Annotated in this window: 13 protein-coding genes; 3 read left to right on the forward strand and 10 right to left on the reverse strand. The window is 68.6% G+C overall.

The window, feature by feature from the left end; translation table 11 throughout:
* Positions 1-66: 66 nt before the first annotated feature.
* The 10 genes from LGN19_RS14890 to LGN19_RS14935 all read right to left on the reverse strand — a co-directional run bounded on the left by LGN19_RS14890 (position 67) and on the right by LGN19_RS14935 (position 10231).
* Positions 67-1008: an ABC transporter substrate-binding protein gene (locus LGN19_RS14890; protein ID WP_226215554.1), complete on the reverse strand. Its 942-nt coding sequence runs from the start codon at positions 1006-1008 to the stop codon at positions 67-69.
* Positions 1009-1044: 36 nt separating this feature from the next.
* A complete protein-coding gene (locus LGN19_RS14895; protein WP_226215594.1) occupies positions 1045-1545 on the reverse strand; it encodes a GNAT family N-acetyltransferase in 501 nt (166 codons plus the stop codon).
* 156 nt (positions 1546-1701) lie between these two features.
* Positions 1702-2070, reverse strand: coding sequence for a hypothetical protein (locus LGN19_RS14900; protein ID WP_226215556.1), 369 nt, complete (start codon positions 2068-2070; stop codon positions 1702-1704).
* A 109-nt stretch (positions 2071-2179) separates the two neighbouring features.
* The gene (locus tag LGN19_RS14905) at positions 2180-2725 is read right to left on the reverse strand and encodes a GNAT family N-acetyltransferase (protein WP_226215558.1); all 546 of its coding nucleotides are present in this window, start codon (positions 2723-2725) and stop codon (positions 2180-2182) included.
* 237 nt (positions 2726-2962) lie between these two features.
* The gene (locus LGN19_RS14910; RefSeq protein ID WP_122950058.1) at positions 2963-3844 is read right to left on the reverse strand and encodes an alpha/beta fold hydrolase; all 882 of its coding nucleotides are present in this window, start codon (positions 3842-3844) and stop codon (positions 2963-2965) included.
* Positions 3841-5529, reverse strand: a complete 1689-nt coding sequence (locus tag LGN19_RS14915) for a dipeptide ABC transporter ATP-binding protein (RefSeq protein WP_226215560.1) — start codon at positions 5527-5529, stop codon at positions 3841-3843. The genes LGN19_RS14910 and LGN19_RS14915 overlap by 4 nt, the downstream gene beginning before the upstream one ends.
* The gene (locus LGN19_RS14920) at positions 5526-6359 is read right to left on the reverse strand and encodes an ABC transporter permease (RefSeq protein ID WP_226215561.1); all 834 of its coding nucleotides are present in this window, start codon (positions 6357-6359) and stop codon (positions 5526-5528) included. Before LGN19_RS14920 ends, LGN19_RS14915 begins: the two co-directional genes overlap by 4 nt.
* Positions 6356-7357, reverse strand: coding sequence for an ABC transporter permease (locus tag LGN19_RS14925; protein WP_226215563.1), 1002 nt, complete (start codon positions 7355-7357; stop codon positions 6356-6358). The genes LGN19_RS14920 and LGN19_RS14925 overlap by 4 nt, the downstream gene beginning before the upstream one ends.
* Before the next feature lie 4 nt (positions 7358-7361).
* Positions 7362-8990, reverse strand: a complete 1629-nt coding sequence (locus LGN19_RS14930; protein WP_226215565.1) for an ABC transporter substrate-binding protein — start codon at positions 8988-8990, stop codon at positions 7362-7364.
* Positions 8990-10231 (reverse strand): SfnB family sulfur acquisition oxidoreductase, encoded by a 1242-nt coding sequence (locus LGN19_RS14935; protein ID WP_175220947.1) that lies wholly within the window; start codon positions 10229-10231, stop codon positions 8990-8992. Before LGN19_RS14935 ends, LGN19_RS14930 begins: the two co-directional genes overlap by 1 nt.
* Positions 10232-10621: 390 nt before the next feature.
* Here LGN19_RS14935 and LGN19_RS14940 point away from each other — a divergent pair, with 390 nt between their 5' ends.
* The 3 genes from LGN19_RS14940 to LGN19_RS14950 all read left to right on the forward strand — a co-directional run.
* Positions 10622-12913: a TonB-dependent receptor gene (locus tag LGN19_RS14940; protein WP_174957668.1), complete on the forward strand. Its 2292-nt coding sequence runs from the start codon at positions 10622-10624 to the stop codon at positions 12911-12913.
* Between the two features lie 10 nt (positions 12914-12923).
* Positions 12924-14297: an LLM class flavin-dependent oxidoreductase gene (locus tag LGN19_RS14945; RefSeq protein ID WP_226215567.1), complete on the forward strand. Its 1374-nt coding sequence runs from the start codon at positions 12924-12926 to the stop codon at positions 14295-14297.
* Positions 14294-15263: LLM class flavin-dependent oxidoreductase (locus LGN19_RS14950; protein ID WP_226215569.1), on the forward strand; the 970-nt coding region annotated here is incomplete at its 3' end. The genes LGN19_RS14945 and LGN19_RS14950, both read left to right, overlap by 4 nt.

Raw genomic sequence — 15263 nt, forward strand, 5'->3', positions numbered from 1 at the left:
AGGAATACGTATCATTGTCAGGAAACGATGGCATGTGATGGACGACCTTCAGCCCGTCACGCCGCTTCAGAGATCCGGCAGCCCCGGGGGATTCGTCGCGGCTCTTTCGATCGCCTCGCTGCCCAGATTCCAGCGCTCCAGCACCTGTCGATACTTGCCGTTCCGAATCAGGTCATTGATCGCGTAAGTCACCGGATCCGCGAGACCACTTCCCTTGCGGGTGGTGACCGCCACTTCGGCCGTGCGCGGCCATCCGCCGCTGACCGTGCCGACCAGTCGTATCTTCGCGCCCTGGCTCTCCTGGTAGGCCAGGCCGGCATTGACGCTGAAAATCGCATCGACGCGCCCTGATACGAGTGCCAGCATCCGCACCGACGGATCGTCGTAATACAGCACGTGAATCGGCTTCAAGCCATGCGCGACGTTCTCCTTGTCCCAGGCCAGCAGGATCTTCTCCTGGTTGGTCCCCGAGTCGCCGATGATGCGCAGTCCGGCGATATCCTTCGGTTCGCGAATCTGCCTGATCGAACTGCCCTGCTCGACGTAGAAGCCCAGCACGTCGCGACGATAGGTCGAGAAGTCGAATTTCTGCTTGCGCGCCTCGGTCACGGTCACGTTCGACAGCACGGCGTCCACCTTTCCGGACGCCACGGCGAGCGGCCAGTCCGCCCACGCGAGCGGCACGAGCCTGAGCTTCAGGCCGAGTTCGTCCGCGACCAGTTGCGCAAGATCCGGGTCGGCCCCGACGATGGTCTTCGCATCCGTCGCGAACGCGCTGATCGGCGGTGCCGCCACCGCGATCCCGACCGTCAGCACGCCCTTTTCGACGAACCGGAAGTTCCCCGGAATCAGCTTGATCGCTTCCGCGGCCGGCGTGGCCCGAGGGCGGTCATGCTGATCCGGGCTCAGGTTGAACGACGTCGCCGACTGCGCCATGCCGCCCCACCCCAATACCATCGCGGCAAACGCGCAAGACAAGGCCGAGAAGATCCCGCGACGACGATTCATCTTTCGATACCCCATTGAAGTGTTCATTCGTTTGGTTCAGAACGGCCTGCCCAACGGGCCATCCGGTTTCAGATCCCGCAGCGAATCGGTACGCCCCGGTGCGAGCAGATCCTTCGCAAAAGGCAACCGCCAATGCACCTCCGTCGCGATCGCCCGATCGTAAAGCGGCTCGTAGCCTGCGCCGAGATAGAGGCTCGCGGCTTCCGGTTGACGAAATCCGGTCGTGAGGTAGACCCTGCGATACCCGTGCCGCAACGCGCGCGACTCGAGTTCTGCGACGATACGGCGTGCCAGACCTTGACGACGCACACTGGAATGCACCCAGATGCGCTTGAGCTCGGCCGTCGTTTCGTCGTAGCGCTGATAGGCGCCACCGCCGACGACTTCATGCTCCCGTCGAATCAGGATAAAAGCGCCTTCGGGCGGTGCAAACAATTCCACCGGGTGCGTCAGGAGTTCATCCCGCACGACTTGCGGCGACATGGCGTGAAAATCCTGGTAGCGCGTGGAATACTCGATCGACAATTCATCAAACAACGGCTTGGCAATCGGGTCGAGCGGGGAGGTGTCGATTACTTCATCAGTCACTGATACGTCAGATGCATTGATTCATCTGCCTCAATTTTTCCCATATGAATGTTTCGTTCGACACGTGTACATCGGTGTATCGATTCATGTCATGGTGCGCGACAATCATTCACGCGAAAACCAAGCATTTTCGAAATCGTTATTCACACAAAAAATATAATCAGGATTACATATCGTAAACAACAAAAATACCAAGTAACGCCGAGGTAACTGTCTCTCACTTGAAACTGATTGGCATGCGATAGATAACGTCCCGAAAAGATGAAACAGGGAATGGCCGCGCTCGCGTTCGTATCCAGTCGGCACCTGCTGCTGAAAATGCGCCGCCAGCCGGCAGTCGTATCGGCATCGATACGCCGGCACCGCAGGTGTGACCATCATCGGATCGGGGCGCGCGGCGAAGCCCATCGCCACGCAAACGCCCGGCGCGCTGTTCGCGCCGGCGCCCACTTCTGTGTCCGACGAACGATGCACACGACAAGCTCGACCACGTCGCCCGGTCCGGCCGGATGATCGCTTCCGAGTCACGGGCGCCGCACGATCATCGCGCACCGGCACGTGCATCGCTTCCCGAAGCGTCGAGTCATTCACGATTGCCCGGATGCACGGCTTGCACCGGAAGCAGATGTTTTTCGAACAGCACGCCAGGAGGCGCGTCCTCGCCGAAATCGTGCGACGACAGCAGCGTATAGCCGGAGGACCGATACAGCCCGACCGCTTCGGGTTGTCGTGGCCCGGTCCCCAGATGGATGCGCGTGTAGCCCTGTCGGGCGGCCTGCGCCTCGAGTTCGGCGAGGACCTGCCGCGCCAATCCCTGGCGACGGTGAATCCGGCTGACCCAGATGCGCTTGAACTCCGCGGTACCCGGCGAGTGATGGCGCATGAAGGCACCGCCCGCGATCGCCTGCCCGTGCCTCAACAGCAGCAGGAACGCACCCTGTGGCGGTGCAAACGCCTCGGCCGGATAGCGCACCAGCTCCCTGCCAAGCTCTTCTTCCGGAATATAAGCGGCGTAACGGCTGCTGTATTCGTACGCCAGCTCGTCAAACAGCGGCCGGGCAAGCGGATCCTTTGCAGACACGTAGACAAAACGATCACGCTGATCCAACGAAGTTGCGACTTCAGACATCGACTGCCTCCTCACGAACCGTCGCCCCGTCCCGGAACCGGCGGGGTCATGTCCCGCAGGCGCCGCAGATCGGCGTAACATCCCGCGCGACCTGCCCCGCCGTCGGGAGCGAAAATGGTGAAAATCGGCTGATGGCCGCGCCGCCAGCCGATACGCATGAACCATGCAGGCAACGGCGGGATTCCGGCATGCCAGCCGAATCCTGCTTACCCCGCGCATCCTCCCGCTCGCCGTCGCTCATGCCGACGCGGCCGGGTGCGCGACGCGTTCGAGCAATGCAAGCAACGCGACATTCACCGCGTCGGGCTGCTCCAGCATCAGCTGATGGCCGCACGCGTGGAGAACGTCGAACGTCGCGTCCGGCAACGCATCGGCCAGCGCATGCCCGCCCGCCGGCGGCGTCAGGCCGTCGGCATCGCCGGCCAGCACCGTCACCGGCAAGTCGAGCGCGGCCAGCCGCGCGGCATCGGGCCACGGCGCATCGCGCAAAACGGCCTGGAACGTCGTCATCCGGTTGCCGCGTGCGATACGCGACTCGTACGCGACGAGCGCCGGATCCGCATCCGGATGCCACGCAAGCCGCCGGAACCGCCGTGCAAACACCGGCTTGATCCATTCGAGCAACCAGCCCGGTAACGGCGACTGCCGCGACACGGGGCGCGCGAGCTGCGTGCCAAGCAACAGGGCGCCACTCACCTCGTGCAGTCGCCCTAGGCCGGCCAGCCGTTCGAGCAGCGCGAGCGTGCTGCCGGTGCCCAGCGAATGGGCGACCAGCACGTTGTGCGTGCCCTTGTAGCGGTGGAACAGCGCGAGATAGTCGCGTAACGTTTCTTCGCCGTGGTACGCGCCGCCACCCGCATGCGGCCGCGGGCTGTCGCCGTGGCCGAGGAAATCCCAGGCGACGAGCCCGTAGCCGGCGTCGCCGAACGTCCGCCACTGGCGACGCCACTGGTTCTTGTTGCCGCCCCCGCCGTGCGCGAAGAACACGACGGTGCCCGCATGCGGCGAGCCCGGCGGGGCCGCGCGATGCGCGACGCTCAGCGTGCGCGTGGCACGCACCTCGACCGGCGTGCCGGTCACGACGGCCGAACCGGCCGCGTGGGTCGATACGGAACTCATGGCTGCTCCTCGTCGATGGGTTGCGCGTGCCGTGCGCGTTCCGCTGCGGCCGCACGCGGCGGCAATACCGGCATCGCATCGATCAGCTCGCGCGTGTAAGGATGGCGTGGCCGGCCGAAAATCTGGGCGGTGTCGCCGAGCTCCACCACCTGCCCCGCCCGCATCACCGCGATCCGGTCGCAGATCTGCGCGGCCACGCGCAGGTCATGCGTGACGAACACGATCGCCATCGCGCGCCGGCGCTGTACCGCCGCGAGCAGCTCGAGCACCTGCGCCTGCACGGACACGTCGAGGCCCGACACCATCTCGTCGGCAACGAGAATCGACGGATCGAGCGCCAGCGCGCGCGCAAGGCTGATGCGCTGCCGCTGGCCGCCGGAAAACTGGTGCGGATAGCGGTCGAGCGCTTCCGGCGGCAGGCCGACCAGCGTCATCAGCTCAGCCGCGTGCCGATAGGCGGCAGCCGGTTCGACACCATGCGCGAGCGGGCCCGTTGCGACGATCCGCGCGATCGTCTGGCGCGTGTTCAGCGATGCGTACGGGTCCTGGAACACCATCTGGATCTCGCGCCGCAGCGGGCGCAGCGCCCTTTCCGTCAGGCGCGCGAGATCGTGTTCCCCGCGCAGCACGATGCGGCCCGAATCCACACGCGCGAGCCGCAGCAGCGCGCGCGCGAGCGTCGACTTGCCGGAGCCCGATTCGCCGACGATGCCGAGCGTTTCGCCCGCATGCAGCGTGAAGCCGACATCGACCAGCGCATCGACGCCGCGCCGGCCGCGTGCGGGCACGAACGGCAGCGCACGGCGCGCCGCATAGCGCTTGTGGAGGCCGTGCACGTCGAGCAACGGCACGCCGCTGCGGATGACGACGCGCGGTGTGACCCGGCCTTGCGGCACGGCCGCGAGCAGCGCCTGCGTATAGGGGTGACGCGGCGCGCGCAGCACGTCGGCCGCCCGGCCGCTCTCGACCAGTTCCCCGTCGCGCAGCACCGCGACGCGATCCGCGATTTGCGCGACCACGCCGAAGTCGTGCGTGATCAGCAGCACGCCGGCGCGGGTCGCGCGGGCCGCCCGTGCGATCAGCGCGAGCACGCGCGCCTGTGTCGTCACGTCGAGCGCGGTCGTCGGTTCGTCCGCGATCAGCAGCGCCGGTTCGAGCGCCAACGCCATCGCGATCATCACGCGCTGCCGCTGCCCGCCGGACAGCGCATCGGGATAGCTGTGCCGCAACCGCTCCGGGTCCGGCAACCCGACGTCCTGCAACAAAGCGGTCACGCGCGCGGCGCGGGCCGCGGCCTCGCCACGGCCGGTCAGCACGCGATGCACGCGCAGCACCTCGTCGATCTGCGCGCCGACCGTCATCAGCGGATTCAGCGCGGCCTGCGGGTCCTGGAAGATCGTCGACACCTCGCGTCCGCGCACCGCGCGCCACGCCGCGTCGGTGCATCGAGACAGGTCCCGGCCGCGCAGCACGATCCGTCCGCCGGCATGCCGGACGCCGCGCGGCAACAGGCCCGCGAGCGACGCCGCGAGCAGCGATTTGCCCGATCCGGACGCGCCGACCACGCACAGCACTTCTCCCGAAGCGACCGTCAGCGACACGTCGCTCACCGCGTCGCGACGCTCCGCGCCGGGCGGCAACGCGAGCGTCAGCCGCTCGACCGACAGCAGCGGCGCGCCGTTCATCGCGCGCGCTCCGTGACGGCCGACGCATGACGCACCCCCTCGCCGACGCGATTGACCGCCAGCGCGGTCGCGACGATCGCGAGGCCGGGCCAGATGCTCAGCCACCATGCGTCGCGAATCACGTTGCGGGCCGCGCCGATCATGAATCCCCAGCTCATCTGCGACGGATCGCCGAGCCCGAGGAACGACAGTGCCGACTCGGTCAGGATCGCCGTCGCGACCATCAGCGCGGCCAGCACCGCGAGCGGCGGCCACACGTGCGGCAGGATCTGGCGCCACACCAGCACCCCCGGCGACTCGCCGGCAAGCCGGGCCGCCAGGACGAACTCCCGGTGCACCAGCCCGAGGAACTCGCCGCGCACGAGCCGCGCGATCGCGGGCCACGACACGGCGGCGATCGCGACGATGGTCGACTCGAGCGACGCGCCGAGCACGGCCGCGATCGTGACGGCCACCGCGAATTGCGGCACGGTCTGGAACAGCGTCGTGATGCCCATCAGCACGCGGTCGACCCACCCGCCGCGCCAGCCGGCAAGCGCGCCGATCGATACGCCGAGCGCGAACGTCGCGACCGTCGCCGCCAGGCCGACGAACAGCGACACGCGCGTGCTCCACAGGATCCCGACCAGCACGTCGCGCCCGAGCATGTCGGTGCCGAGCGGATGGCTCGCGCGCAGCAGCGGCCGCATCAACGGCTCGGCACCCATGCTCCACGGCGAAGGCAGCCACAGCGGCGCGGTCAGCGCGGCGAGCGCGGCCACCGCGAGCAACAGCATGCCGGCAGGCGCCCCCGGCGTGCGCGCGAACCTGCGCAGGAAGCGGCTCGTCATCGCGCCTCCGGCAACTGGAGGCGCGGATCGACGAGCCCGTACAGCAGGTCCGTCAGCGCATTGAACACGACGACCAGCGCCGCGACGACGGCCAGCAACCCGAGCAGCACCGGATAGTCGCGCTGCAGCAGCGCGTCGTACATCAGCCCGCCGAGCCCCGGCCATGCGAACACGATCTCGGTGACGAGCGCGCCGCCGGCGAGCTGCCCGAGCTGCAGGCCGCCAAGCGTGACGACGGGCAGCAGCGCGTTGCGCAGGATGTGGCGAATCATCACGCGCGGCTCGGACGCGCCCTTCGCGCGCGCGGTCCGGACGAAGTCGCGCTCGATCACCTCGAGCATCGCCGCCCGCGTCAGCTGCACGTAGATCGCCGCGTAGACGAGCCCGAGCGTGCCCGCCGGCAGCGCGAGATGCGCGGCCACGTCGAGCACGTGGCGCCATCCGGTGTAGCCTGCGCCGACGCTTTCCATGCCGAACGACGGCAGCCAGCCGAGTACGACCGAGAACGCGATCACGCTCATCAGCGACAACCAGAACAGCGGCGTCGCGTAGACGATCACCGACAGCGCGCCGATCGCGCGCGACACGCGGCGCGCCCATGCGCCGTCGCGCGACTCGCACCAGGCGGCGACGGCGCCCGCCGTCACGCCGACCGCGACCGACACCGCGAACGCGGCCGCCATCAGCAGCAGCGTCGCGGGCAGCCGCTCGACGACGAGCTGCAGCACGGGCAACTGGTTCCGGTACGAGAAGCCGAAGTCGACGTGCGCGAGCCCGCGCAGATACAGCGCGAACTGCTCGACGAGCGGCCGGCTCAACCCGAGCTGCATGCGCAGCCGCTCGACATACGCGGCGTCGCCGGAGCCCGCATCGCCGGCGAGCACCAGCGCGGGATCGCCGGGCGCGAGCCGGACCAGGAAGAAGTTGACGATCAGGACGCCCAGCACGACCGCCACACCCCTGAGCATCGTCGACGACACACGCAGCACCGTTTTCATCGCATCACCCGATCCAGGTGTCCTCGAGGCTGTCGTTCACGCTGGTGGCCGTGCGCAGCAGGTTGTGGACATTGCGCCGGTACACCGTCGGGTTGACCATCTCGAAGATGTTCGCGATCGCCGCGTCGTTCGCGAGCGTGGCCTGGATCTGCGCATAGAGCCTGCGACGCGCGGCCGGGTCGATCGCTTGCGCGGCGTCATCCCACAGCGCGTCGGCCTTCGGGTTGCGATAGCCCTCGACGTTGCCGAACGGCGAGCCCTTCGAAATGCCATCGATCCGGTACAGCGGCGCGACGCCGAAATCGGGGTCCGCGTTCTGGAACAGGAAGTTGTAGCTCAGGTCGAAATCCCAGTTCGCGACGCGCGCATACCAGCCGGCCGCGTCGGTCGTCTGCACGCGCACGCGAAACCCGGCCTGGCCGAGCGCCTGCTGCGTATATTCGGCCACGCGCTCCCATGCGCCGCCCTTCTCACCGTTGAGCAACACGAGCGGATACTTGCCGACGTCCACGCCGGACTGCCGGATCAGCGCGCGCGCCCGCTCCGGGTCGTGCGGGAAGCGCGGCACGTCCGGATCGTAGAACGGCGACGACGATACGAACGGCCCGTTCGCCACTTTCCCGTAGCCGAAAAAGATCCGGTCGACGATGAACTGGCGATCGAGTGCCTGCAGCACCGCCTGTCGCACGAGCACGTTGTCGAACGGCGGCTTGCGCTGGTTCAGTTCGAGAAACGCCATGCCGGTGAACAGCTCCCATCCCTGCGTCGTCAGCTCGACGCCCGGCAGTTTCGACAGCCGTGCGAGGTCCGCATAGTCGACGTCGCCCGCGCGCAGCGCATGCACCTGCCCGCGCTCGAACGCGATCGAGCGCGCAGCCGAGTCGGGCACGATATTGAATACGATCCCGTCGAGATACGGCAGCCCTTTCTTCCAGTAGTCCGGATTGCGCGCCAGCCGGATGTACGCACCGCGCTTCCATTCGCGAAACACGAACGGCCCGGTGCCGACCGGATGCTGGTTCGCCGGATTGCCGCGCGGGTCCTTGCCCTGGTACAGGTGCGCCGGCAGGATCGGCAGCAAGCCGCTGCCGAGCAGGTTGATCAGCCCCGCGTACGGTGTCTTCAGGCGGATCGTCACCTGCAGCGGGCCGCTCGCGTCGATCGACGCGATGTACTTGTCGAACGTCACCTTCGTGCGCGGCAGCGCCTGCGGTGCGATCTCCTTCAGCGTGACGACCACGTCCTGCGCGCCGAACGGCTGCCCGTCGTGCCAGCGCACGCCGGGCTGCAGGTCGAACGTGTAGCGCAGCCCGTCCGCGGAACCGTTCCAGCTGCGCGCGAGCACGGGCACCGCCTTCAGCTGCGGATCGAACACGAGCAGGCCCTGGAAGATCTTGCCGCCGACATACTGCGACGCGACGTGCGGCGTCAGCGCGTTGACGAGCGAGGGCGGCTCCGGCTGCGCGAACAGCGACAGCGTGCCGCCGCGCACCGGCGTCGCGGCGGCGCTCGCCGCGAATGCGTGCGGAGCGCCGCCGAGTGCCGCTGCAGCCCACGCGGAGGCGATCAGGTAACGGCGTCGCGCGGGGTCCGGCAACGCAAGCGGCGACGGCGTCGAAAGCGTGTCGTCCATCACAGGTACCCGTGGCGCGGCGGATTGACGTGGTTGAGCACGTAGTTGCCGATCGCGTGGTATTTCCAGCGGACCGGATCGTGCAGCGTGTGAGTGCGCGCGTTGCGCCAGTGACGGTCGAGGTTGTACTCGCTCAGCACCGAGCGCGTGCCCGACAGCTCGAACAGCTTGTTGGTCGCCTGGATCGCGAGTTCGGTACTGAGCACCTTCGCTGCCGCAACCTGCACCGACGCCTGCGCCACCTGCGCATCGTCAAGCTCGGCGGGCAGTGCGTCGAGCTGCGCGGCCGCGCGGTCGAGCAGCGCTTCGGTCGCGAGCAGACGGATCTGCACGTCCGCGACGTCGCGAATCACATAAGGGTCGTCGGACGCGCGCGCGATACCGCTGTCGCCCCACGGGCGGCTGCGCGTGCGCACGAAGTCGATCGTGTCGGCGAGCGCCGCGCGCGCGATGCCGACGTCGATGTTCGCGTGCAGATACTGCGATACCGGGCCCGCGAGCGTCGGCCGCTCGAACGCGGCCTGGATCGAGACGACGTCGCCCGCGTCGACCTCGACGCCGGCGAGCGTGAGCGTGCCGCTCGCCGTCGTGCGTTGCCCGAAGCCGCTCCAGTCGTCGACGATCTCGAGGCCCGGCCGATCGCGTTCGACGAGCGCCTGCACGTAACGGCCGTCATCGTCGAGCGCGAGCACCGCGATCCAGTCGGCGAACAGCGCGCCCGTCGAGTAGAACTTCTGGCCGTCGAGCACCAGGCGTCCGTTGCGCCGGGTCAGCCGCGTGGCGATCTCGAGCGCGTTCCTGGTGCCGCGCTCCGATGCCGCGTGACCGATGCGCGCGCCGTCGAGCGCGAGGCCGAAGAACTTGCGACGCTGCGCGTCGTCGCCGGTCAGCCGGATCACGTCGAGCGCGTGGAAATGATTCTTCGGCAACTGGCCGATCGACGGGTCCGCCTGCGCGATGGTCCGCACGACCTCGCCGAGTGTCGCCAGCGCTACGTCCGCGCCGCCGAACGCGCGCGGCACGGTGATCCCCCACAGGCCGCTGCCCGAGAACAGGTCGAGTTCCGCGAACGGCAAGCGCCGCTCGCGGTCGCGCAGCGCCGCGTCGCGCGCCAGTTCATCGGCGAGCCGGCGCGCGGTTTCGAGCGCATGCGCGTCATCGGCGATGCGGCTTGCGGGCGGACGGGAAGCAAGCGGGGACGACACCTGGGCCGGTGTGTCGGCGGACGTGAAAGCGTTCATGAAGATCCTCGTGGACAGATGCATGGCCTGAGTCGAGAGCAAGCACCGTGCCATTACCGTCCTGTCGGCCCGGGCGGGCGCCGCGCGGTGCGCGACGCGCTGGATTTCCAGCGAGATGCCGCAAATGCAGCACACCGCCCGGCGCGCGACGCGCGTGCTGGATTTCCAGCAAAGCGGCCGGAACACGCGCGTTCATCCAGCCGGCCCGCCCCGTCCTTTTTGCACGAATTCGTTGCGCGACACGCCTGCCCGCGCATTGGCACGGCTGTTGCAAGTGGCCTGTCCACGCGCCGCCGATCCGCGACGCAATCAACCGGAAGCGCCACGCCGCGCACCGGGGCATAGGCATAACAAGCGCATCGATTTGGGGAACTACGGATGAAATACACGATGTTGAAGGCCTCCATCGGCGCGTCGGCGCTGCTGGCCGCCGCGCAGGGGCTCCATGCGCAGGAACAGCCGGCCGTGCCCGGGCAGCAGGCCGCGCCTGCCGTCGCGGCGTCGGCCGTGCCGCGCGCAACCCCGAACGCACCGGTCGCGGAGGCGCAACTCAAGGACGTCGTCGTCACCGCCGAGCGGCGCCGGCAATCGGCGCAACGCGTCGGTGCGTCGGTGTCGGTCATCTCCGGCAACGAATTGAAGACGCTGAACGTCGACACGGTGAATGACCTGCAGCATGCGACGTCCAACGTCGAAGTCGAACCGGCATTCGGCGGCGGCCAGCCGCAGTTCCGGATCCGCGGCGTCGGCTTCAACGACTACACGTCCAACAACGCGTCGACGGTCGGCATCAACGTCGACGACGTGGCGTACGCACTGCCGATCCAGACCCAGGGGCAGCTGTTCGACATCGCGCGCGTCGAGGTGCTGCGCGGCCCGCAAGGCACGCTGTACGGCCGCAACACGACGGGCGGCACCGTCAACTTCATCACGAACCAGCCCACCCGCGATTTCGAGGCGGGCGTGAGCGCCGAATACGGCACGCACAACCTGCTGACGACCGAAGGCTACGTGTCCGGCCCGCTGAGCGACCGCGTGCGCGGCCGCTTCGCGTTCACGACGCAGGACTTCGGCGCGTGGCAGAACGATCGCGCGACCAACCAGACGCTCGGCAATCACGACAGCGCCGCGGCGCGCGGCCAGCTCGACTGGGACGTCACGCGCGACTTCAAGCTGCATTTCGGCGCGCACGGCGGCTTCGACAAATCCGACAACGAGGGGCTGTACCTGTTCACGCCGTACACGTCGGCCAAGACCGGCGAGGTCATCCCGGCCGATGCCGACCACACGAAGACCGGCTGGGGCGTGAGCCCCGCGTTTTCGCGCGCGACGGGCCTGTCGACCGACGCGAAGCCCGGGCGCAACAACGTGAACGGCGGCGTCGACCTGACCGCGACGTGGAATCTCGGCCCGGTCGAACTGAAGAGCATCACCGCGTACAACTACCTGCACCGCCGCGAGTATTCGGACTGGGATGCCACCCGCTATCACGATTCCGACGAGTATTTCGACGACACCGTCAACGAAGTCACGCAGGAACTGCGCGCGGCCTCGCGCGGCGACACGCGGCTGCGCTGGGTCACCGGCCTGTTCTACTCGCACGACGACCTCGACGAGAAGTTCTATTCCGACTTCAGCGACCGGCTCGGCTTCATCGCGCTGACGCGCTACCGCCAGTCGGTCGATACGCTCGGCGTGTATGGCCAGGCGACCTACGACATCACGAAGCGGTTGCGCGGCATCGTCGGGCTGCGCCAGGAACACGAGAAGCGCGAGCTGCGCGGCTTCGCGTCGGGGATGCTGACGCCGTCGTTCGTGCCGTTCGCGGGCTTCCAGGGCGGCGACGCGAACCAGTCGCTGACATCGAACGGCACATCCGGCAAGATCGGCCTCGAATTCGATCTCGCGCCGGCGACGATGCTGTACGCAACCGTCAGCCGCGGCTACAAGTCCGGCGGCTTCACGGCACACAACACCAGCAATTCGAATGCGCTCGCGCCGTTCAAGCCGGAATCGCTCACCGCATACGAGGTCGGCTTCAAGAGCGACCTCACGCGCTCGCTGCGCTGGAACGTTTCCGCGTTCCACTACGACTACCGTGACCAGCAAGTGCTGTCCGCGACGTTCGACCCGAACTCGCAATCGCTGATCGGCACGTTCGTCAACGCGCCGAAATCCCGCATCGACGGTTTCGAGACCGACCTGAAATGGCAACCGGTGCGCGGGCTCGAGATCTCGCAATACGTGGGCTACAAGGGCGGCAAGTACACGTCGCCGTTCGTCACGTACAACACGCAGGCATCGGCTGCCAGCGGCCACAACGTGTTCACCGACTACAACGGCACCGCGCTCAGCTTTCCGCGCCTCAGCTATGGCGGGCAGGTCGCGTACAGCTGGCTCGCCGGCGGCTACCGGCTGCGCGCGGAAACCAACTACAGCTATCGCGACGCGTATTCGCAGTTGCTGCTGCTCGGCCCGAACTACACCGTCGACGCGTACTGGCTGTTCAACGCGAGCCTGACCGTCACGTCGCCCGACCGGCACTGGGACGTCGCGCTGTGGGCGCGCAACCTGTTCAACCGCCAGTACGACCTGACGAAAAACTTCTTCCTGCCCGGCACGAACGTCGCCGCCGCCGGCCAGCCACGCACCGTCGGGGTGCGCGTGACCTACACGTATTGAGGAGGATCGGATGACGCGCCGTACCGACCAGATGAAACTCAACGCGATGCTGAACGGCACCGGCAGCCACGTGGTCGGCTGGCGCCATCCGCTCGCGCAACCGAACGGCAATCGCGATTTCGCGCACTTCCGGCGCATGGCGCAGACGGCCGAGCGCGGCAAGCTCGACGCGCTGTTCGTCGCGGACGTCGTCGCGACGCAGGGCAGCCATGTCGACTCGCTGCGCCGCAGCGCGCGCGCGGAGACCTTCGAACCGCTCACGCTGCTCGCCGCGCTCGCGGCCGTGACGCACCGCATCGGCCTGATCGCGACCGCGACGACGACCTACAACGCGCCGTACCACATCGCCCGCAAGTTCGCGTCGCTCGATCACCTGAGCGGCGGCCGCGCGGGCTGGAATCTCGTGACCTCGGTGGTGCCCGACGAAGCGGCGAACTTCGGCGCGGCGCCGCATCTCGCGCACGCCGACCGCTACGTCCGCGCCGACGAGTTCCAGCGCGTCGTCGCGGGACTGTGGGACAGCTGGGAAGACGACGCGTTCGTCGAAGACAAGGCCACCGGCCTGCATTTCGATCACTGCAAGCTGCACGTGCTCCATCATCGCGGCGCCCATTTCAGCGTGCGCGGCCCCCTGAACGTCGCGCGCGCGCCGCAGGGGCATCCGGTGCTCGTGCAGGCCGGTTCGTCGGAGGCCGGACGCGAGCTGGCCGCGCGCTGTGCGGAAGTGATCTTTACCGCGCAGCATCGGCTCGACGACGCGCAGGCGTTCTACGCGGACGTCAAGGGCCGCCTCGCGCGCTACGGCCGCCAGCCGGACCACCTGAAGATCCTGCCGGGCGTCATGCCGATCGTCGGCGCGACCGAGGCCGACGCGCGCGACAAGCTGCGCGCGCTGCAGGACCTGATCGATCCCGTGCTCGGGCTGCGCCTGCTCGCCGACAACGCCGGCGACTTCGACCTGTCGGGCTATCCGCTCGACGGGCCGCTGCCTGACCTGCCGGCCAGCAATCGCAGCAAGAGCCGCCAGCAGTTGATCGTCGATCTCGCGCGCCGCGAGCACCTGACGATCCGCCAGCTCTATGAACGGTTCGCGAGCGCGGGCATCGTCACCGGCACGCCGAAAGCCATCGCGGACCACTTCGAGGCCTGGTTCCGGTCGTTCGGCGCGGACGGATTCAACGTCGCGTTCGCGTGGGCGCCCGGCGGGCTCGACGATTTCGTCGACCTGGTCGTCCCCGAGCTGCAGCGGCGCGGGCTGTTCCGCACCGAATACGAAGGGCCGACGCTGCGCGACCAGCTCGGCCTGCCGCGCCCGCCGTTCGTGCGGCCGCCATCGTCGGTGCGTGGCGACACGGCGACCCCGGTCGCGGGAGCGGCAGCATGACCCGGCGCATCCGTCTTGGCGTGCTGACACGCGTCTATGCGCCCGAAGCGTCAACGCACGTGCTCCACGACACGCTCGAGCTGATCGAGGCCGCGGAAGCGCTCGGGTTCGACAGTGCGTGGGTGGCCCAACATCACTTCGGCAGCGAAACGGGCCGCCTGCCGTCGCCGCTCGTGCTGCTCGCGGCCGCCGCGCGCCGCACACAGCGCATCGCGCTCGGCACCGGCGTGCTCGTGCTGCCGCTCGAATCGCCGCTGCGCGTCGCCGAGGATGCGGCCGTGCTCGACGCGCTGTCGGGCGGCCGCGTGCAGCTCGGTGTCGGCGCCGGTTTCGAACCGGAGGTGTTCCGCGCATTCGGCCGCGATTTCGACGCGCGCGCGACACTGCAGGCCGACGCGCTCGCCACGCTGCGCCGCGCACTCGACGGCGCACCGCTCGGCAACGCGGACCTGACGCTGCAGCCGCCGGCGCCGACCCTCGCGGCGCGGCTCTGGCAGGCGACCGGCGACGCCGACGCGGTCGCCCGCAACGGGCACGGGCTGATCGTCGCGCGCTTGCGTCCCGACCCGGGCGGCGAAGCCGCGCTGATCGCGCGTTATCGCGCTGCGTGGCGGCATCCGTCCGCGCCCCGTGTCGCGCTCGTGCGCGCGATCGTGCCCGGCGCCGACGCCGCCAGCGTCGAGTCGGTGCTCGCGCCCGACATCCTGCGCTACGCCGCGCGCCTCGCGCATGCCGCCGGCACGCCGCCGGCTGGGCCGGCCGACGTCGCCGGCCTGCTCGACCGTTTCGGCGTGCTGCGCGGCACGCCGGAGGACATCGCGGCCGCACTGGACGCCGATTCCGCCTTGACGGATGCGACCGAACTCATCGTCCAGGTGCAGACCGCGAGCACCTCGCATCGCGACGCGCTGCGGCGCATCGAGGTCCTCGCCCGCACCATCGGGCCGGGGGGGGGGGGGGGGCGGC

This window comes from Burkholderia sp. AU30198 (assembly GCF_020419825.1).
Taxonomy (GTDB): Bacteria; Pseudomonadota; Gammaproteobacteria; order Burkholderiales; family Burkholderiaceae; genus Burkholderia.

Bases quoted from the DNA above. Each gene is read 5' to 3' on its own strand.
- LGN19_RS14935 (WP_175220947.1), bottom strand. From the start codon at position 10,231: ATGAACGCTTTCACGTCCGCCGACACACCGGCCCAGGTGTCGTCCCCG.
- LGN19_RS14940 (WP_174957668.1), top strand. From the start codon at position 10,622: ATGTTGAAGGCCTCCATCGGCGCGTCGGCGCTGCTGGCCGCCGCGCAG.
- LGN19_RS14945 (WP_226215567.1), top strand. From the start codon at position 12,924: ATGACGCGCCGTACCGACCAGATGAAACTCAACGCGATGCTGAACGGC.
- LGN19_RS14890 (WP_226215554.1), bottom strand. From the start codon at position 1,008: ATGAATCGTCGTCGCGGGATCTTCTCGGCCTTGTCTTGCGCGTTTGCC.
- LGN19_RS14920 (WP_226215561.1), bottom strand. From the start codon at position 6,359: ATGACGAGCCGCTTCCTGCGCAGGTTCGCGCGCACGCCGGGGGCGCCT.
- LGN19_RS14925 (WP_226215563.1), bottom strand. From the start codon at position 7,357: ATGAAAACGGTGCTGCGTGTGTCGTCGACGATGCTCAGGGGTGTGGCG.
- LGN19_RS14930 (WP_226215565.1), bottom strand. From the start codon at position 8,990: ATGGACGACACGCTTTCGACGCCGTCGCCGCTTGCGTTGCCGGACCCC.
- LGN19_RS14905 (WP_226215558.1), bottom strand. From the start codon at position 2,725: ATGTCTGAAGTCGCAACTTCGTTGGATCAGCGTGATCGTTTTGTCTAC.
- LGN19_RS14910 (WP_122950058.1), bottom strand. From the start codon at position 3,844: ATGAGTTCCGTATCGACCCACGCGGCCGGTTCGGCCGTCGTGACCGGC.
- LGN19_RS14915 (WP_226215560.1), bottom strand. From the start codon at position 5,529: ATGAACGGCGCGCCGCTGCTGTCGGTCGAGCGGCTGACGCTCGCGTTG.